Origin of the sequence: Burkholderia alba, from assembly GCF_034721475.1 — a bacterium.
In the GTDB taxonomy this organism is placed as follows: Bacteria; Pseudomonadota; Gammaproteobacteria; order Burkholderiales; family Burkholderiaceae; genus Burkholderia; species Burkholderia alba.
Genome location: NZ_JAWJWL010000002.1, coordinates 67,024 through 85,047 on the forward strand (window position 1 = coordinate 67,024; position 18,024 = coordinate 85,047).

At 64.5% G+C, this 18,024-nt stretch carries 17 protein-coding genes and 1 tRNA gene; 9 read left to right on the top strand and 9 right to left on the bottom strand.

Annotated features, from left to right (window positions below; translation table 11 throughout):
• Positions 1-149 precede the first annotated feature (149 nt).
• The 5 genes from RZR99_RS02085 to RZR99_RS02105 all read left to right on the top strand — a co-directional run bounded on the left by RZR99_RS02085 (position 150) and on the right by RZR99_RS02105 (position 4,048).
• Positions 150-1,499 (top strand): hypothetical protein, encoded by a 1,350-nt coding sequence (locus tag RZR99_RS02085; protein ID WP_323118082.1) that lies wholly within the window; start codon positions 150-152, stop codon positions 1,497-1,499.
• An 18-nt stretch (positions 1,500-1,517) separates the two neighbouring features.
• Positions 1,518-2,135, top strand: a complete 618-nt coding sequence (locus tag RZR99_RS02090; RefSeq protein WP_323118083.1) for a LysE family translocator — start codon at positions 1,518-1,520, stop codon at positions 2,133-2,135.
• 9 nt (positions 2,136-2,144) lie between these two features.
• Positions 2,145-2,558: a cupin domain-containing protein gene (locus RZR99_RS02095; RefSeq protein WP_323118084.1), complete on the top strand. Its 414-nt coding sequence runs from the start codon at positions 2,145-2,147 to the stop codon at positions 2,556-2,558.
• Positions 2,555-3,340, top strand: coding sequence for a thioesterase II family protein (locus tag RZR99_RS02100; protein WP_323118085.1), 786 nt, complete (start codon positions 2,555-2,557; stop codon positions 3,338-3,340). Before RZR99_RS02095 ends, RZR99_RS02100 begins: the two co-directional genes overlap by 4 nt.
• Positions 3,341-3,505: 165 nt before the next feature.
• Positions 3,506-4,048 carry a LysE family translocator gene (locus RZR99_RS02105; RefSeq protein WP_407655392.1) on the top strand — a complete coding sequence of 181 codons (543 nt, stop codon included), beginning with the start codon at positions 3,506-3,508 and terminating at the stop codon, positions 4,046-4,048.
• 262 nt (positions 4,049-4,310) lie between these two features.
• On the opposite strand, the gene RZR99_RS02110 is transcribed toward RZR99_RS02105, so the two are convergent.
• Together RZR99_RS02110 and RZR99_RS02115 are read right to left on the bottom strand one after the other, a co-directional pair.
• Entirely contained in the window at positions 4,311-5,141 is an 831-nt protein-coding gene (locus RZR99_RS02110) for an AraC family transcriptional regulator (RefSeq protein WP_323118087.1), read from the bottom strand.
• A gap of 1,030 nt (positions 5,142-6,171) precedes the next feature.
• Positions 6,172-6,258, bottom strand: a tRNA-Leu gene (locus tag RZR99_RS02115).
• Between the two features lie 206 nt (positions 6,259-6,464).
• On the opposite strand from RZR99_RS02115, the gene rnr reads away from it, so the two are divergent.
• Together rnr and rlmB are read left to right on the top strand one after the other, a co-directional pair.
• Complete coding sequence (gene rnr, locus RZR99_RS02120) at positions 6,465-8,918, top strand: ribonuclease R (RefSeq protein WP_323118088.1); 2,454 nt, start codon at positions 6,465-6,467, stop codon at positions 8,916-8,918.
• Between the two features lie 297 nt (positions 8,919-9,215).
• A complete protein-coding gene (rlmB, locus tag RZR99_RS02125; RefSeq protein WP_323118089.1) occupies positions 9,216-9,959 on the top strand; it encodes a 23S rRNA (guanosine(2251)-2'-O)-methyltransferase RlmB in 744 nt (247 codons plus the stop codon).
• A gap of 9 nt (positions 9,960-9,968) precedes the next feature.
• On the opposite strand, the gene RZR99_RS02130 is transcribed toward rlmB, so the two are convergent.
• The 7 genes from RZR99_RS02130 to RZR99_RS02160 form a co-directional block, all read right to left on the bottom strand.
• Positions 9,969-11,285, bottom strand: coding sequence for a flavin monoamine oxidase family protein (locus RZR99_RS02130; RefSeq protein WP_323118090.1), 1,317 nt, complete (start codon positions 11,283-11,285; stop codon positions 9,969-9,971).
• Between the two features lie 59 nt (positions 11,286-11,344).
• Complete coding sequence (locus tag RZR99_RS02135; protein ID WP_323118091.1) at positions 11,345-11,863, bottom strand: thioesterase family protein; 519 nt, start codon at positions 11,861-11,863, stop codon at positions 11,345-11,347.
• Positions 11,860-12,669, bottom strand: a complete 810-nt coding sequence (locus RZR99_RS02140; RefSeq protein WP_323118092.1) for an enoyl-CoA hydratase/isomerase family protein — start codon at positions 12,667-12,669, stop codon at positions 11,860-11,862. Before RZR99_RS02140 ends, RZR99_RS02135 begins: the two co-directional genes overlap by 4 nt.
• 228 nt (positions 12,670-12,897) lie before the next feature.
• Complete coding sequence (locus RZR99_RS02145; RefSeq protein WP_323118093.1) at positions 12,898-13,830, bottom strand: diiron oxygenase; 933 nt, start codon at positions 13,828-13,830, stop codon at positions 12,898-12,900.
• 61 nt (positions 13,831-13,891) lie between these two features.
• Complete coding sequence (locus RZR99_RS02150; protein ID WP_323118324.1) at positions 13,892-15,577, bottom strand: long-chain-fatty-acid--CoA ligase; 1,686 nt, start codon at positions 15,575-15,577, stop codon at positions 13,892-13,894.
• On the bottom strand, positions 15,577-16,080 hold the full coding sequence (locus RZR99_RS02155) for a winged helix-turn-helix transcriptional regulator (protein ID WP_323118094.1): 504 nt from the start codon (positions 16,078-16,080) through the stop codon (positions 15,577-15,579). The genes RZR99_RS02150 and RZR99_RS02155 overlap by 1 nt, the downstream gene beginning before the upstream one ends.
• Before the next feature lie 85 nt (positions 16,081-16,165).
• On the bottom strand, positions 16,166-16,435 hold the full coding sequence (locus tag RZR99_RS02160; protein ID WP_323118095.1) for a hypothetical protein: 270 nt from the start codon (positions 16,433-16,435) through the stop codon (positions 16,166-16,168).
• 166 nt (positions 16,436-16,601) lie between these two features.
• Here RZR99_RS02160 and RZR99_RS02165 point away from each other — a divergent pair, with 166 nt between their 5' ends.
• On the top strand, positions 16,602-17,486 hold the full coding sequence (locus RZR99_RS02165; RefSeq protein ID WP_323118096.1) for an N-acetylmuramoyl-L-alanine amidase: 885 nt from the start codon (positions 16,602-16,604) through the stop codon (positions 17,484-17,486).
• Between the two features lie 82 nt (positions 17,487-17,568).
• Positions 17,569-18,024 (top strand): ribose-5-phosphate isomerase RpiA (gene rpiA, locus RZR99_RS02170; protein ID WP_323118097.1); only part of this gene is annotated, 456 nt, incomplete at its 3' end.

The window sequence follows — 18,024 nt, forward strand, 5'->3', positions numbered from 1 at the left end:
GAGATCGGGCGCTTGTTACCCAGCAGCAATGGAATGAACGTATGGAAACGAAATTTGCCTGTTTGCACGATACCGGTAACGGCGATGCGCCGTCGCTCTCCCAACACCGCAATCAGCTGTATGCGGAGTTTGTCCAGCGCGCGAAAAACATGGCGCTGATCCAGTCGGAGTCCGAGGATCTGATCGCGCCGCTCAACACGCTGCTCGATGCGAACGTCCTGTTCTTCAATCGCGTCGGCGATGATCGGTTCGATATCTGTTACGGCCCGTCGTCGGCCGCGGCAAACCAGCTGAGCAACACGATTCCTCGCTGGTCGGACAAGATTGCGACGCGAATCAAGAAGTCGCTGCGGAGTTCGAGCGGAGCGATCTGCAAGCTGGAAGTCGACGGTCGCGACGAACATATCGAAGTATTCGTGACGGACTGGAGTTCGTGTACGGCGGCCTGCGCGATAGCGTTGCACGCTTACCATCCGTTCATCAGAAAGATCGAGCAGCGCGGGGAGACCGGCAATTATTTCACCGGACTCTACGTGCGCAATCCGCTGACCGGCGATCTGATGTCGGTCTGGGTTGCCGACTGGGTCAAGCCCGACTTCGGTACGGGCGCGGTGTTGGTCAACCCGGCACATAACCGGACGGATCTCGAATTCGCTCGGCGGGTCGGATTGCCGATCCGGTTCGCGCTTTCTTTGCAGCAGGACGTCGACGAGCATTCCCGCCCCGTCCCGCCGGTGCTGAAGACCGGTTTCGCCATTCGCACCGGCTTCCTGGACGGGAAATGGGCGGACCAGGTGCACAACGAAACCCTGAACGTGCTGCTGCGCAAGGAAGCGGCGATTCAGCACGAGGACAATCGCCTGCCGAGCCAGATCATCGGACGGATCGAGTTGCTGATCGAACGCGATGACACCTGCCAGTTCTGGAATCGCCATACCGGAGAGTTCGTTCCGGCGAACGGCGACACGGCAGGCAATGCGGACATCGTGCCGGTGCGTCTGACTTGCAGTCCGGTGTTTCACGCGGCGGTGACGACAGTCCTGTTCAAGCCGGAGTATCTGCAGGTCGACTCGGCCGCGGGCAAGAACCATCTGCTCACGCTCGCACCCTTGATCTACGACCTGGCGGGCCTGCAAGGCTTTGTGCCCCTGGAGATTCTCGAGCCTGCGGAATACGCCGGCCAGCGGGACATGGACGAGGCGATGAAGCTGGCGCTGCTGGTGGGCGAGGTGCCGAGCAAGGTGCTCATCGTACGAAAGACGCTGCTGGAGCAGGTGGAAAGCTTCAGGAACGGCGTGAAGGCGGTCCATGCCAAGCTGGCCAAGGAAGGCGAGGCGCCGCCGGCGGCTGTCTATACGGCGCTGGAAAGAGCCGATCCGGTCGGCGCCTTCAAGGAGCTGTATCACTGGCAAAAGCGCATTCTCAGCACGGATTCGCCGGTTCATGCGGATCGCTATCTGTCGGTGCTGGGCACGCTGGGTGTCGAAAGTTTCGCTTAATACATGACAGGGGGTGGCATGGAGATTTTTCTTTACGCGTTCAGCGTGATGTACAGCCCAGGTCCCGTCAATGCGATGGGACTCAACGCGGGGCTGACGGGGCAATTTCGTCGCACGGTCGGCTTTTTCGTTGGCGTCGGCATTGCGATGTTCAGTCTGCTCCTGATTTTCGGCTATACCGGGGAGGCCTTGATTTCGACGAAGTGGCTGCCCTATGTCGCGCTCATCGGCGCGGTCTATACGTTCCATCTCGCGTTCAAGATGATGAAGTCGAAGGTCGACACGACGAGTACCGATGCCAAGGACCGGAGCGCGCTCGGTCCGAACCTGACTTTTCTGAACGGCTTCATCATCCAGGCGCTCAATCCCAAGGGCATGCTGGTGGTGCTGCCCATCACGACGGTCATGTTTCCGTCCGCCAACATCCGCGGGGTGATGATCCTGATCGTCTCGGCGTTGATCGCGATCGGCGGGGCGGGTGCGCCGGGCGCCTACTCGGCATTGGGCGTGATCGTCGGCAAGAAAATCAAGAACGACGACTACTTCAATCTATTCAACCGGGCGATGGGGGTCTTGCTGGTCGTGGCCGGCGCCTTCATGTTTTACGATTTTCTCGCCGGTGTTAACTTGGTCTGATCGATGAACATGATGAAACTCAATTCTGATCCATTCGTTGCCTGGTCGGACGTACCGCGCGAAGTCCTGAATGAATACATTCAGCGGCAGGTCGTGTCCGGAGATCAGCTGATGCTCGCCAAGCTTCATATGAAGTCCGGCGCGACGGTCGCGACGCACTCGCACCCGAACGAGCAGTTCACGTACATCCTGAGCGGAAAGGTGTTGTTCAATTACGGGAAGCATCTGGAACACCAGGCTGTCGTGTCGGCCGGGGAACTGCTCCATATTCCCGCCGATGTCCCGCACAACGCAAAATGTCTGGAAGACGCGATCGATCTGGACATCTTTACGCCGCCGAGGGCCGACTGGGATACAGCCGCCGGCAATCGCTATTTTTCGGGCGGGGAAGAGCCGGCCGGACTCGAGGCCAAGGGCTCATGAAAATCGAGAGCGGCCAAGTTCGGCCGAAATGGCTGATTTCATCGGGCTCGGATCTCGCGGCGACGTCGAGATTGATCTGCTTTCCTTATGGCGGCGGCGGAGCCTCCATCTATCGGGGCTGGCAATCCGCGCTTGGCGAGACGGTAGACGTGTGCGCGGTGCAACTGCCGGGGCGGGAAAGCCGCTTCGCAGAGACGGCCTGCACGGATATCGATGCGTTGCTGGAGGCAATGCTGCCCGAGTTGCTTCCCCTGTTCGATCGGCCGGTATTCCTGTTCGGCTACAGCATGGGGGCGGCCATTGCCTACAAGCTGGCGGCTTATTGTCGCGTGAACGGAATTGCGGTCGATCTGCGAGGGCTCATTTGCTGCGCGAGGAAGGCGCCGGACCGTCAACCGGGTCAGGATGCGCTCGCCCATCTGACGGATGAAGAATTCCTGCTGCATATCGTCAGCCTGGACGGGAAGGCCGAATCGCTCTTCCAGAACGAGGGCCTGCGCGCGATTGCCCTCCGGTTGCTCAGGGCGGATTTTCTGCTGTCGGCAAGCGTCGTCGAACCCGACGACGGCGTACTCGATGTCCCGCTGACCGCGATCGGCGGCACGTCCGATCCGACGGTCTCGCTCGATCAACTCGACGCATGGCGCCGACTTACCCGAGGGCCGTATACGCGGCTGACGCTGCCTGGAGGACACTTCTTCATGAATGACAACCTCGACGACTTCATGAATATTCTTCGGGATGTCGTGGACGCGAAGCGCGAGGCCCTCTCTCAATCCTGACCCCGCGGGTCACGCTGTCCGCTTGCCGATCTTCTGGCTGACGCGGCGACAGGACATCGCCGGTGAGGTAAATATCGTGGGGTTGAAATGAGTTTTTCTGCTTCATTGTTCGAAATGGTCGGAGGTGCCGCGCTGATTCTCGTGATTCCGGGGCCGACCAATACCTTGCTGTTCGTCTCCGGTTTGCATGCCAGACTGCGAAGGACGCTTCCGCTCGTTGCCGCGGAAGCGCTCGGTTATGTGATGGCGATTTCCGCGTTTGGTTTTCTGCTGGCGTCCGCGTCCGGCCGGCTGACGTGGCTGATCGCGGCCATCAAGGCAGGCTGCGCGGTGTACGTCGGGTATCTGGCGATGAAAATGTGGACGCAAAGCGATCTGGTGAAAGAGCGGGCCGATCGCATCGTCACGGCCCGGGATGTGTGGGTGGCAACCTTGATGAATCCGAAGGGCTTGCTGTTTGCCAGCACCATTTTTCCGGTCGAAGCGTTTCGGACCGCGCAGCACTTCTCCGTGACGATGATCTGCTTCCTGGCGATCCTGATTCCCATCGGCGCGGGGTGGGCTAGCCTCGGCAGTGCATGTAACGAAAGCGACAGCCTGATCGCGCATACGCCCAGGCTGCTGCGTTCGGCTTCACTCGTACTCGTGTTCCTGTCCGGCTCGTTGATGTATTCGCTGGTCAAGGTGTACGCGCCGCACCTGGTTTGATTCGGATGGCCGTTCGATAGAGAGGGAGTGGTATCGGTGGTTGCTGCCCAACGCTTCCGGCCCGGATCGGGCGGCGGAAATCGCGCAGATCGCGCGGCTTCGGGCGAGAGCCGGGAGCCGGCTGTCGGCCCGTACATCAGTCGACGGTTATTGGAGGCTGTACTGTCGATCGTCGGCGCTCGCGCGATCGGGATGTTGCCGGCGCCGGGGCCGACGAAACGCGGGTTGATCGATCGGCGCCCGACGTGAAGGCCGGCCCGACTCAGCGTCGCGATCCGGTGTCGGCGAGAACGCCGCGGATCGCGAGCCATTTGGCCGGCGACAAGCCGAATGCCTTGCTGAACTGCCGCGTCATGTGGCTCTGATCGCAGAAGCCCGCGTAGACCGCGGCCTCCGCCAGCGAGTCCCCGAGCAGGAGGCGTTCCTTGACGACATCGAGGCGGCGCATCGTCATGTAACGGTGCGGGCTGGTGCCGAACAGATCCCGGAAGTCGCGCGACAGGCTCCAGCGGTCCCGGCCGGCGTGATCGGCTAGTTCATCGAGGGAAATCGGGCGCTCGAGCGAGTCGTGGATGAATTCGATCGCGAGTTTGCCCGCCCGATAGTCGGGAAGCGCCTTTTTGCTTTTCTGGCCGCTGGTGAGGCTGAGGGCGACCGTCAGATCGTAGAGCGCATCGTCTTCCTCCAGCGGGTCGAGCGCGTTGTCGAGGTTTTGCAACAGGACATCGGTGGCCTGAAACAGCCGGACGTCCCGCGATATGCCTTCGGGAATGAAGGGCAGCGGCTTGCCGCCCAGGACCTGCTGGATCAGGGCGGGGGCGATGTAGATCATTCGGTATTGAAACCCGTCGGCCGTTCCGGCCTGGCCGTCGTGCTCTTCGTCCGGGTGGAGGATCATGGTTCCGTTGGGCAGGCTGTGCTGCAACGATCCCCGGTAATGGAAACTCTGAACGCCCGCCAGTGTGCGGCCGATGGCGTAGGTATCGTGCCGGTGAGGGGAGTAGCCGTGTCCAGCGAAGTAGGCCTCGATGCGCTCCAGCTTCCCGGTTTGCGGCCGGTAGATCCAATCTTTCGGTGAAGAGAATTGATCCATCTGATTTCGGACTTGTATAGCCTATTGGTTGATCCAATTCGCACGAACCGCTGCCGATGGCGAAAAAGAAGAGGTTCAGGCTTGCCTCCTGCTTGCATCTAATATTAATCGATAATCTCCGCTGGTGTTTCGTTTGTCTCAAAATCAAACCGAAATGCTTGCGGCGGTAAGCGACGAATTCCCAACGTATTGATTGAACGGGAATCCATCGACGGCGGACCAAGGCGCTGAGTGATGCGACGGTGCCTTCGCGGACAGTTTCCGCGCCGGGGAGCGGTGAGCGCCGTGGGTATGACGGGACCGACTGGCGGAGCATCGGCGGGACAAGGGTCGCCGTTGTGATGCCTCGCATGGAGAATCTGTCATGTCAGCGAGGTTTCCAGCCTTTTTGCGTTCATGCTTCGGTTGAAATTTAATGACAACTACCTGTCCCGTAACGCTTTATTTGAGAAAGCGGAGAGGGCGGGTTCTTGAATGCGGCGGAGATACGACGGAAGATTTTTCAAGGTGATCCGGGGCGTATTCCGGATGCCGATGCGGATTGATTTTCTTTGTGCAGTCGAGCGGATCGAATATTCGGAATAAGCGGCTCTCTAGTTGACTGGTGATCCAGGAAGAATTAGCGGTGTTCGGCGCGCAGTGAAAGTTGCGATGAGATTAATCCCGGCTGAATGGATGTCGAACGGACTTTTTTGATGCGCGCGGCCTTCGCGATCGCGCAGGGAGTTGCTGAAGGCCGTGCTCCGGAGGGGGAGAGGTAGCCGTGTCATGGCGTTTGGGGGAATAATTGATTGAGCGTGAGGCGTCGTTCAATCGCGGCACCGATGGGTTGGGGGTGGGAGCGATGTCTGTCGGGATGACGTGCGACGGCGTGGCCGCGGGTATTTTCTTCGATACGCCCGACGTTTCGGCGTGAAGCGGTATCGATCCCGGAATGGAGATGGACGACGCCAGAAAGCAGAAAAGCCCGCTATTGCGGGCTTTTCTGCTTTTCCGAATCGCCTTCCAAGGAAGGCCTGCGGAATATGTGTGGTGCCCAAGAGAGGACTCGAACCTCCACGGTGTTGCCACCGCTAGGACCTGAACCTAGTGCGTCTACCAATTTCGCCACCTGGGCAGGTGGTGCTGCAAAGACTGCTATTATAGCGAGCCCGAACGACGTGTCAACACTTTTGTATGACACCCTCATCACCCGGCGCGCGCCCCGCGCCCGGCCGCTCGCAAGGCGTCGGCCGCATCGGCGGGTGATAGAATGGGGCGGCATGAGCCGCCTGCTATCGTTCAACGCAAGCCAACGCAACGAGAACAACCATCGACAAGCCCTTGAGCAAGTATCCGTATCCCATCCCCAGCCGTGAAGAGATCCTCGGCGTGCTGCGGACCAGCGACGCCCCGCTCGCGGCGAACGACATCGCCGAAGCGCTGTCGATCAAGCGCCAGGAGCGCGAGGGATTCTTCCGGCGCGTCGCCGCGATGGAGCGCGACGGCCAGATCAGGCTCGACAAGCGCGGCCACTATCAGTTGACGCATCCTTCCAATTTCGTCGCGGGCCGCGTACAGGGCCATCGCGACGGGTATGGCTTCGTGATTCGCGACGACGGCCAGGACGACCTGTTCCTGCCGAACGGCGAGATGCAGAAAGTCATGCATAACGACCGCGTTCTCGCGCGCATCGTCGGCTACGACCGGCGCGGCCGCCCCGAAGGGCACGTCGTCGAGGTCACCGAGCGTGCGAACAAGCGCGTGATCGGCCGGCTCCTGAGCGAAAACGGCGCACTGATCGTCGCGCCGGAAGACAAGCGTATCGGCCACGACATCCTGATCACGCAGAACGCGAAGAAGGCGAAGGTAGGTCAGGTGGTGGTGGTCGAACTGACCGATTTCCCGAGCCGTCATTCGCAGCCGGTCGGCCGCGTGACCGAAGTGCTCGGCGATATCGACGATCCCGGCATGGAGATCGAGATCGCGGTGCGCAAGTATGGCGTGCCGCACGAATTCAGCCCGAGTGCGCTCGCACAGGCCGCGGCGCTGCCCGACAAGGTGCGGCCGGTGGACCTGCGCTATCGCGTCGACCTGCGCGATGTGCCGCTCGTCACGATCGACGGCGAGGATGCGCGCGACTTCGACGATGCGGTGTATTGCGAACCCGTGACCGTCGGCCGCGGCGACGGCTTCCGCCTGATCGTCGCGATTGCCGACGTGTCGCACTATGTGCAGCCGGGCAGCGGGCTCGACGCGGATGCGGTCGAGCGCAGCACGTCGGTCTATTTCCCGCGCCGGGTGATCCCGATGCTGCCGGAGAAGCTGTCGAACGGCCTGTGTTCGCTGAACCCGCAGGTGGACCGTTGCGTGCTGGTGTGCGACATCGTCGTCACCGCGCGCGGCGACGTCAAGGGATACCAGTTCTATCCGGCCGTGATTCATTCGGCCGCCCGTCTCACCTATACCGAAGTGGCCGCGGTGCTCGCGAACACCAAGGGCCCGGAGGCGGCGCGCCGTGCCGCGCTGCTGCCGCACCTGCAGAATCTGTACGGCGTCTACAAGGCGCTGTTCACCGCGCGCCAGAAGCGCGGCGCGATCGATTTCGACACCACCGAGACGTACATCGTCTGCAATGCGCAGGGCAAGATCGAGCAGATCCTGCCCCGTCAGCGCAACGACGCACACCGGCTGATCGAAGAGTGCATGCTGGCCGCGAACGTGTGCGCGGCCGATTTCCTCAAGCGCAACAAGCAGGCAGGCCTGTACCGCGTGCATGCGGGCCCGACGGCGGAGAAGCTCGAGAATCTGCGTTCGTTCCTGCGTGGGATGGGGTTGACGCTCGGCGGCGGCGACACGCCGCACGCAAGCGACTACGCGGCGCTGATGGCGCGCATCCGCGACCGTCCCGATGCGCAGATGCTCCAGCCGATGCTGCTGCGCTCGATGCAGCAGGCGGTGTACAGCCCGGACAACATCGGCCACTTCGGGCTCGCGTACGAAGCGTATGCGCACTTCACGAGCCCGATCCGCCGCTACCCCGATCTGCTGACGCACCGAGCGATCTACGCGATCCTGTCCGGCAAGAAATACACGCCGAAGGCACCGGACGGCGTCGAGTTGAATACCGCGCTGTCGCCGCGCGCGCGCGCGATGCAGCAGGCGGACGACGAATCCCGCGGCCGGTCGCATCCGAACACGGCGATCTGGGAAGAACTCGGCCTGCACTGCTCGGCGAACGAGCGCCGCGCGGACGAAGCGTCGCGTGACGTCGAAGCGTGGCTCAAGTGCTATTTCATGCGCGACAAGCTCGGCGAGGAGTACGGCGGGATGGTGAACGGCGTGACGTCGTTCGGCATCTTCGTACAGCTCGACACGCTGTTCATCGAAGGTCTCGTGCACGTGACCGAACTGGGCGCCGACTACTTCCAGTACGACGAAATCAAGAACGAGCTGCGCGGCGAACGCACGGGCATCCGCTACCGGTTGTCCGATCGGGTGCGGGTGCAGGTGAGCCGGGTCGACCTCGACGCGCGCAAGATCGATTTCCGGCTGGTGCGCGATGCGCCGCTGAAGACGTCGCGTACCGCGCCGGCCGCGGCGTCCGCCGGCGAACGCGGCGGCCCGCGCGTGCGCGCGCTGCCGCCCGCCGACGAACCGGCCCGTCGCAAGAAGGCGCCGAGCGCACCGCCGGCGGCCGTGAAGGAAGCCCGCCCCGGGCGCGGCGTGGCCAAGAAGAAGAGTGCGCCGGCCACGAAACCCGTCGCGAAGAAGGCTCATTCGCGCAAGAAGCACTGAGCGTCCGGTTCGCCGGAGGGCGGACCGACGCGCTCATGATCGAAGACGCCGCGTTTCCGGCCTGGCGGCCGGNGCGTGGCCAAGAAGAAGAGTGCGCCGGCCACGAAACCCGTCGCGAAGAAGGCTCATTCGCGCAAGAAGCACTGAGCGTCCGGTTCGCCGGAGGGCGGACCGACGCGCTCATGATCGAAGACGCAGCGTTTCCGGCCTGGCGGCCGGAAACGCGGCGCTTTGCCGTTTTCTCATCGCGGTCGCGCATGTCGCGGGCCGCAAGTCTGATCGAAGGTTGTTCCAGTCATGTCACGTCTGAAGGTTCTCTACGGTTTTCATGCAGTGACCGCGCGTTTGCGGCACGATGCGGCAACGGTTGCGGAGGTGCTGTACGACCAGACGCGCCGCGACCGCCGGATGCAGGATTTCCTGCAGACTGCGAAGGAAGCGGGCGTGCGTCTGATCGCCGCCGACGAGACGCGTCTCTGGGGGCTCGCTCACACCGAGCGGCACCAGGGCATCGTCGCGCGCGTCGAGGACATTCCGCTCGCGCAGAATCTCGCCGAACTGCTGGACGGGATCCAGGGCCCGGCGCTGCTGCTGGTGCTCGACGGCGTGACCGATCCGCACAATCTCGGCGCCTGCCTGCGGGTGGCCGACGCGGCCGGTGCGCATGCGGTGATCGCGCCGCGCGATCGTGCGGTGGGGCTCAACGCGACGGCGGCGAAGGTCGCGAGCGGCGCGGCCGACACCGTGCCGTACATCACGGTCACCAATCTCGCGCGCGCGATGCGCGAGCTGAAGGACGCGGGCGTGTGGGTGATCGGCACGTCCGACGATGCGACGGCGAGCCTCTACGAGACCCAGCTCGACGGTCCGGTGGCGCTCGTGATGGGGGCGGAGGGCGAGGGTATGCGACGCCTCACGCGCGACACCTGCGACAACGTGATGAACATCCCGATGGCGGGCAGCGTCGAAAGCCTGAACGTGTCGGTGGCGAGCGGGGTCTGCCTGTACGAAGCGGTGCGCCAGCGCTCGGTGAAGCGCTGAGCTTCGGGTTTATCGGGCCGCGCGCGGGGGAAAGCAACGTTCGACCAGCGTGCGCGCATGGCGCGCGCTGTGCTCGACCGTTTCGAAGCCCAGCGTGGCGCCCGCGTAGTACACCTGTCCTTGCCCCTGCAGCGCCTCCACGCATTCGTAGAAGCCGGCGCGCAGCGCGTCGCCGCTCACGTGCGGAAAATAATCCCACTCCTCGCGCATCAGCAGCTCGCCGAACTGACCGCCTTGCGCGGCGACGTCCGCCGCGAGCGTTGCCGTGACTGCTTCGAGCGGTGTATCCGGCGCGACGATCTGCCAGCCGATATAGACCGGCAGCGTCGGATGGCGATGGGCCCATGCATTCGCGTGATCGATGCGCGCCGCCCGTTCATTCGCATGGAGAAACTGAAACTCTCCCGTGGCGAGCCCCGTTGCGGTGAACGTGCTGACGACATAGCGGTTGCTGCGCACCTGCGAGAACAGTGCGGCTTCGGCCGCGTTCAACGCGACGAATTCGCCCACCCGATTCAGCGGCGCGGTGACGATCGCCGCATCGAAAGTCTGTTCCGGCTGCTGGCCGATCGCAATGCGCAACGGCGCGGGCGAGCCGGCCGGCGCGCGCTCGATCGACGTAACGCCCGCCCCCAGCCGGACATCGAGCCCCTGCGCGACCGCTTCCCACAAGGTTTGATACCCGCCCGGAAACAGATGAAACTGGCCCGGCACCAGGCCGGTAGGGCCGCCCGGCTGCAGCAGCCAGCGGATCAGTCTCATGAAATACAGTGCCGGCACGTTCTCGTAGTACCCGTAGCCGAAGCCCACGAGCGCGCCGCGCGCAAGCTCGGCGACCGGTTCGAACTCGTAGCGGGCCGCGAAGCGGTCGAACGGGAGCGACAGCGCCTCGTGTATCGCCGTCAGCCCGTCGCTGCCGGTGCAATCGAACTGCTGCAAGACGGCGGCGTAGCGCGCGATCGCATGGGCGATCTCGTGCGGGGCATAGCGGCTCGCGAGGAACGATGCCGCGTCGTGCCTGCGGCCGTGTTCGTCGACGATGCGCTGCTCGGACGGATAAAGCGCATGCGCAATGCCGTGCCGGTCGGCCAGCGCCAGCACCAGCCGGCATTCCGTCGACGCGAGCACGGCGCCCATCTCGGCAATGCCGGCCGGCGTCGCGACGGAGTGAACCTTGCCGCCGACCCGCGCATGGCGTTCGAACACGGTGACCCGCGAGTAGCCGCGCTGCCGCAGCGTATCGGCGGCAACCAGTCCGGCCGGGCCGGCGCCGATCACGGCGATGCGCGGCGAGGCGACATTGTGGAGCGTGGGGTGTTCAGTCATCGAAACACTTCCATGGAGGTGCGAGGAGCCCGGCCGGGGCACCGCGCGGGATGATCGGATCAGGCGCGGATCAGGCGATCCGCCTCGAGCCACGCAAGCACGGCGGGCGGAAAGGACGGGGACTCCGGCGGCACGCCGAGCGCCTCGCACATCTCGGCGGTGCCGGCGATGCCTTGCCGGCCTACGATGCCGCCTTTCAGATAGCCGGTTGCCATCACCGCGCCCCGGTCGACGAATTCGAAACGCATATAGGTCCAGCGCGGGTCCCAGCAGACCACGCCGAAGCGCAGCCGATAGCGGCTGAACGGCTTGAGGCCGCGTCGAAACGAAATGAACGCGCCGCCCAGCATCGGCCGCCAGCCGCGCGCGAGCGCGGGCCCGACGAAGCCCGCGCGCGTCATGTAGGCGACCAGCGCGAGGTCCGCGATGGTCATGTAGCGGCCGTTGTTCATGTGACCGTTGAGATCGAGATCGTTCGGCCACACCGTGAGCGGCAACTCGATCGTGTCGCCGAGCCGGATGGGCGGCCCGCACCGCGCGCGCAGCCACACCCAGATCAGGCGCAGGTACAGATTCACCGTGCGACGCCGGACGCGGCGGCCGGGTGCGCCGCGCCGCCCGCCTGGCGGAAGCGCGCCGCGGCCTGTTCGACGACATGGCGCAGCACGGCTTGCGTTTCGGGCTTCAGGAATGCGTCGACAAAGTCGTCGAGCGGCAGGCGCTCGACGTCGGCGAAGCGTTCGGCCAGATCGTGGCGGGCGATCGAGCGCATCGCGTCGACGCCGTGCCGGGGCATGTCCAGCAGTTCCTGGAGCCGGGCCCGCGCGCGCGGCGCCACGTCGTCGGGCGCCGCCAGTTCGTCGACGAGACCGATCGACAGCGCCTGCTGCGGATCGAGGATCTTGCCGAACACGAACATCCGCTCGGCATTCAGCGCGCCGACCACCCGCCGCAGCGCGTACTGGAAGCACTCGGGCAAAGCAACGCCGACCCGCACCTCGTTGAATCCGATCTTGAACGGACCTTCCGCCATCACGCGGTAGTCGCAGAACACGGCCAGCAGGGTGCCCGACGCAAGACAGTGTCCGGTGATCGCGCTGACCACCGGCAGCGTACATTGCGCCATCTGCGCGGCGAGCAGGAATACCTCGCGCCAGTATGCGCGCACGGTGTCCCGGTCGCTGTTGACGAGCGGGGCCATGTCGACGCCGGACGAGAACACGCCGGGCAGGCCGGAGATGACGATGCCGCGGGTGGCGGCGGCCTCGGCGTCGGCGATGTGCCGGCGCAGCGCACGCAGCGCTTCGATGTCGATCAGGTTGAGGGGCGCGCGGGCGATGCGCAGTTCGACGATGGGGGCGTCGGGCGTAAGAATCTCGATCATGATCAATCCAGTATGAAGACGGGCGGTGAGCGCCGCGCGGCGGGGATTCCGTCGTGCGCCGGACGCGCGAGCGCATCCGGCGCGGACGCCCGATGGCGGGCGTCTGCGAGGCGCGTGGTTCGACGGCCGCGCGCACGCACGCGGGACGCCGGGGGCGTCACGTCGCACGCCGCTGCGGGCGTCGCTCGGAATGCTTGGCTGGTCTTGCCGCGGTCGGCTCGCCGCGTATTACGGAATGATGCGGTACTTCCTGCACCATTCGCGCACGTCTCGGAAGCGTGCTTCGTTCAGCCGCTGGTTGTTCGGCGAACGGCGGACTTCGGCGATCGCGTCGGCGTCGTCGGGATCGATCGGGTAGTCGAACGATGCGAGGCGGGCGATTTCCGGCATGAACGTGTACTCGTCCAGCAGGAACAGATAGCCTTTGCGGAAAAATTCGCACAGTGCGTCCACATCGGCGGCGGGCGCGGTCTCGAAGTAATTTTCCACGACGGTCTTCGCGAATGCGATGTGCCGCACTTCCTCGAGGTGATGTTCCTTGAACATCGTGCGGGTCAGCGGATCGATCGTGTCGTGCTGCGTCTGGTAGATCGAGTTCAGCTCGGCGAACCACTCGATCAGCAGGTTCCAGAGGATCCCGTAGACCGGATGCTTGTCCCACAGCTGTTCCTCGAAGTTCGAGTAGTGCGGGATGTTCTCGGGATGGCTCCACAGCGCGAGATTGGCCGTCTTCAGATAACGGCGGAACATCAGCGTATGGACGATCTCCTCGCGCGAGAACACCATCAGGTACTCGTGCACGTCGGGCGTCAGCGTGTCGCGATACTTGTTGACGTAGCCGACGTACAGTTCGGGCAGGCTCTGTTCGAGCCAGATGAAGTAGGACACGTCGCGTCCCGTCTCGAGCCACAGCGTCTCGGTGCGCTGTGCGGGCGTCATCGCGTCCCAGTAGCGGGTGCCGTACAGCCAGCCGGTTTCCGCGAGCTTCGGCGGCTTCGCGAAATCGATGCCCTGCTGCCAGTCGACCACCTGGTCGAGAAACAGCAGCTTGCGGTGCGACGCGTTGATGAGGGTCCGGACTGTCTTGTGGCTCCGTTCGTCGAGCACGATCGGGTTGTCGTCGGACAAGCTTTCCTGCGGCGATGCGTGGGTGGTTTCCATAGGTCTCTCCTGGTTCGCAAAGGTCACCGTACGGCGTGAGGCATGAGCGAGCGATGCCGTCTTAAGCGGCTTGCTTGTTTTCGTCTCGAAGTTCGCGGCGCAGGATCTTGCCGACGTTGGTCTTCGGCAGGCTGTCGCGGAACTCGATGTGCTTGGGTTTCTTGTAGGCGGTCAGCTGCCGCTTGCAGTAATCCATCAACTGCTCGGCGGTGAGCGCCGGATCGCGGCGGACGATGAACAGCTTGACGGCTTCGCCCGAGTTCGCGTCCGGCACGCCGATGCACGCGCATTCGAGCACGCCCGGGTGCGCGGCCACGACGCTCTCGATTTCGTTCGGATAGACGTTGAAACCGGAGACCAGGATCATGTCCTTCTTGCGGTCGATGATCTTCACGTAGCCGCGTTCGTCCATCACGCCGATGTCGCCCGACTTGAAGAAGCCGTCGCGCGTCATGACCTTCGCGGTCTCGTCGGGACGGTTCCAGTAACCGGCCATCACCTGCGGGCCGCGGATCGCGATCTCGCCGGGCTGGCCCTGTTCGACGGGCTGGTCGTCGTCGCCGAGGATCGCCACCTCGGTGGACGGCACCGGCAGGCCGATCGTGCCGGAGAACGCGTCGAGCGTCGCCGGGTTGAGCGTCGCGGTGGGCGAGGTTTCCGACAGCCCGTAGCCTTCGAGGATCGGACAGCCGGTGGTTGTCATCCAGCGCGCGCTCACGACATCCTGGACGGCCATGCCGCCGCCGAGCGTGATCCTCAGGCCCGAGAAGTCGAGCGCCGCGAAACCGGGATGATTGAGCAGCGCATTGAAGAGCGTGTTGACGCCGGGAAAGAAGTTGACGCGGTAGCGCGCCAGTTCCTTGACGAAGCCGGGAATGTCGCGCGGATTCGGAATCAGCACGTTCATCGCGCCCCAGCGCGCACCCATCAGCATGCACGCGTTGAGCGCGAGGATGTGATAGAGCGGCAGCGCGCAGACCGTCACCAGCGTGTCGACGCGCGGCTCCTTCTGCAGTGCGGGTTGGCTCCATGCGTCGTTCTGCAGGATATTGGCGATCACGTTGCGATGCGTGAGCGTCGCGCCTTTCGACAGGCCGGTGGTGCCGCCCGTGTATTGCAGGAATGCGATGTCGTCGTGGTGCAGCGAAACGGGGCGCAACGGCCGCTTCGCGCCCTCCGCGAGCGCGGCGCGGAACGAGACGGCGCCGGGCAGGCGGTAGCCCGGCACCATCTTCTTGACCCGGCGTACGACGAAATTGACGAGCGTGCCCTTGAGTGCGCCGAACAGATCGCCCATCGTCGCGACCACGACGTGCTTGATGCGGGTGCGCGCGATCACCTGCTGCAGCGTCGTCGCGAAATTCTCGAGAATGACGATCGCTTCCGCGCCCGAATCGTTGAGCTGATGCTCGAGCTCGCGCGGCGTGTAGAGCGGGTTGACGTTGACGACCGTGTATCCCGCGCGCAGCGCCGCCGCGACGGCGACCGGATACTGCAGCACGTTCGGCATCATCACCGCGATGCGCGCGCCCTGCGGCAGGTGCTTGCCCTGAAACCATGCGCCGAGGCTGCGGGAATGCGCGTCGAGCTCGGCGTAGCGCATCACGCTGCCCATGCAGGCGTAGGCGTCGCGCGTCGAGAACGCCTCGAACGATTCGTCGAGCAGATGCACCAGCGAGCGGTACTGATCGGGGTCGACGGTGGCGGGGACACCGTCGGGGTACGACTTCAGCCAGACTTTCTCCATCATTGTTCTCTCAGGGTCTCGACTCTTTTGCGCATCAGTTCGTAGGTCTTCTCGTCGGCGCCGGGTCCGGCGACCGTATCGATGTCGATCGGCCGCAGCGCCTGATCGTCGGCCGACCGGATGCTGACGCCCGAAATCGGCCGCATGGTTGCGCGCTCGATGAGGCGCAAGCGGGGCCCCTTGGGGTTGGAGGCCCACTTCTCGCCCCATACGATCATCGCGGCGAGCACCGGATAGAGCTCGTAGCCCTTGTCCGTCAGGAGGTACTGGAACGAGCGCCCGTCGTCAGGCGCGGCTTGGCGTGCGAACACGCCGATCGACGTCAATTTCTCTAGCCGCTGGGACAGCACGTTGGTGCTGATCCCGAGGTGCTGCTGGAATTCCTGGAAGCGCGTCATGCCGCAGAACGCATTGCGGAGGATCAGGAAGGTCCACCATTCGCCGACCTGCTCCAGTGTCTGCGCGATGGGGCAGTTCATCTCGGAGAAGGAGTTCTTGCTCATGTCGGACCGCCTTGTAGCGCTGCATCGGAGACCGATTGTTATGAGATCACTTTTGTAACACAAGTCATTTATTAGAATTGAATTCCTATTTAATCGACGCGATCGAGCACTTTCCCGTACCGATCGGCGCGCTGTCGGCGCCGTGCGCATCGGCCCGTTTCGGCGCGTCGCCGCGCGGTTGAAACCGGTTCGTCGGGCGCGATTGCCGCTTGCGATCGACAACCCGGCGACGTGTGCGGATGCGCAGGCGGCGGCGGTCGATCGCCGCATGGCGCGCCGCGCGAATCCGGTGACGCGACGCGGGATGCGCGCCGTTCACAGGAGCCGATGCCCAAGCCGCATCCAGGTCGAACACGACGCGGACGCTGCGCGTCGGTTGATCGCAATGCGCGCCCGGATTCGCGCGTCGACGACGCAAGACGGAACGCGCGTCCGGCGGGCTGGCTAGAATGGGGCGCTAGCCGATGCGAACGCCGTTGCGTCGGACATTCCCTTCCCGAACCGAGCGTGCCGCCTTTGCCATGAATACCTCTCTTCGCCTCGCCTGTCTCGCCAGCCTTTGCCTGCTGGCCGCCTGCGCGTCCCCGTCGCGCGTCGACCGCGGGACGTACTATGCCGATACGAGCCGCACCGCGCAGGGCGCCGATTCGCGGATTCGTTTTCTCGTCATGCACTACACCGAGATCGACGAGGCGCAATCGTTGCATGTGCTGACGGAAGAGGCCGTCAGCGCGCATTACGTGGTGCCCGCCGCGCCGCCGAGCGAGCGCGGCGAGCCGGTCGTCTATCAGCTCGTGCCCGAGCAACAGCGCGCGTGGCACGCGGGCGTCAGTTCATGGCAGGGCACGACGGAACTGAATGGCGTGTCGATCGGCATCGAAAACGTCAACCGCGGTCCGATCGATACGCCGCAGGGACGCACCTGGCAGCCTTATCCGCCCGCGCAGGTCGATGCGATCGTGCGGCTGGCGAAGGACATCGTCGCCCGCTACCGGATTCCGCCCACGCGCGTGGTCGGCCATAGCGACATCGCGCCGCAGCGCAAGATCGATCCGGGTCCGCTGTTTCCGTGGCGCGCGCTCGCGCAGGCGGGCGTGGGCGCGTGGCCGGACGAGGCGACGGTGGCGGCGCGGCTCGCCGGCCGGGCGCCGACGGATCCGGCCGACGTGCGCGGTCTGCAGACGAAGCTCGCGCGCTACGGCTACGACGTCGCGACCGACGGCGTGCTCGATGCGCGCACGCGGCGCGTGTTCGCCGCATTCCAGATGCATTTCCGCCCGTCCGACTACGCGGGCAATCCGGATGCGCAGTCCGACGCCATCGCGCAGGCGCTGCTCGACAAATATTTTCCGGAGGCGACGCCGCCCGAGCGCGACGCATCGTCCGCCGCCGCGGTCGTGCATTGAGCGCGCGCCGCGAAAAAGCGGCTCGACGGGCGACTCCGGTAAACTTGCGGTTTTTCCGCACTTCGATCGCATCAATCCATCCATGACCCAAGACGAACTCAAACGCCTGGTCGGCCAGGCCGCCGCCGATTACGTGATCCGGACCGTGCCGGAAGGCGCCGTGATCGGCGTCGGCACCGGCTCGACCGCGAACTGCTTCATCGACGCGCTCGCGGCCGTCAAGACACGCTACCGCGGCGCTGTGTCGAGCTCGGTCGCGACGACCGGGCGCCTGAAGGCGCACGGCATCAAGGTCTTCGATCTGAACGAGATCGACGGTCTGCAGGTGTACGTCGACGGCGCCGACGAGATCGACGGGAGCGGCGCGATGATCAAGGGCGGCGGCGGCGCGCTGACGCGCGAGAAGATCGTCGCATCGGTGGCCGACACGTTCGTCTGCATCGCCGACGGCAGCAAGCGCGTGCCGGTGCTCGGCGGCTTTCCGCTGCCGGTCGAGGTCGTGCCGATGGCCCGCACGGCCATCGGCCGCCGGCGCGCC

Excerpts from the sequence above, each read along its gene's own strand:
- RZR99_RS02085 (WP_323118082.1), top strand. The coding sequence starts at position 150 with ATGGCGCTGATCCAGTCGGAGTCCGAGGATCTGATCGCGCCGCTCAAC.
- RZR99_RS02090 (WP_323118083.1), top strand. The coding sequence starts at position 1,518 with ATGGAGATTTTTCTTTACGCGTTCAGCGTGATGTACAGCCCAGGTCCC.
- RZR99_RS02095 (WP_323118084.1), top strand. The coding sequence starts at position 2,145 with ATGATGAAACTCAATTCTGATCCATTCGTTGCCTGGTCGGACGTACCG.
- RZR99_RS02100 (WP_323118085.1), top strand. The coding sequence starts at position 2,555 with ATGAAAATCGAGAGCGGCCAAGTTCGGCCGAAATGGCTGATTTCATCG.
- RZR99_RS02110 (WP_323118087.1), bottom strand. The coding sequence starts at position 5,141 with ATGGATCAATTCTCTTCACCGAAAGATTGGATCTACCGGCCGCAAACC.
- rlmB (WP_323118089.1), top strand. The coding sequence starts at position 9,216 with ATGTCACGTCTGAAGGTTCTCTACGGTTTTCATGCAGTGACCGCGCGT.
- RZR99_RS02130 (WP_323118090.1), bottom strand. The coding sequence starts at position 11,285 with ATGACTGAACACCCCACGCTCCACAATGTCGCCTCGCCGCGCATCGCC.
- RZR99_RS02140 (WP_323118092.1), bottom strand. The coding sequence starts at position 12,669 with ATGATCGAGATTCTTACGCCCGACGCCCCCATCGTCGAACTGCGCATC.
- RZR99_RS02145 (WP_323118093.1), bottom strand. The coding sequence starts at position 13,830 with ATGGAAACCACCCACGCATCGCCGCAGGAAAGCTTGTCCGACGACAAC.
- RZR99_RS02150 (WP_323118324.1), bottom strand. The coding sequence starts at position 15,577 with ATGGAGAAAGTCTGGCTGAAGTCGTACCCCGACGGTGTCCCCGCCACC.
- RZR99_RS02155 (WP_323118094.1), bottom strand. The coding sequence starts at position 16,080 with ATGAGCAAGAACTCCTTCTCCGAGATGAACTGCCCCATCGCGCAGACA.
- RZR99_RS02165 (WP_323118096.1), top strand. The coding sequence starts at position 16,602 with ATGAATACCTCTCTTCGCCTCGCCTGTCTCGCCAGCCTTTGCCTGCTG.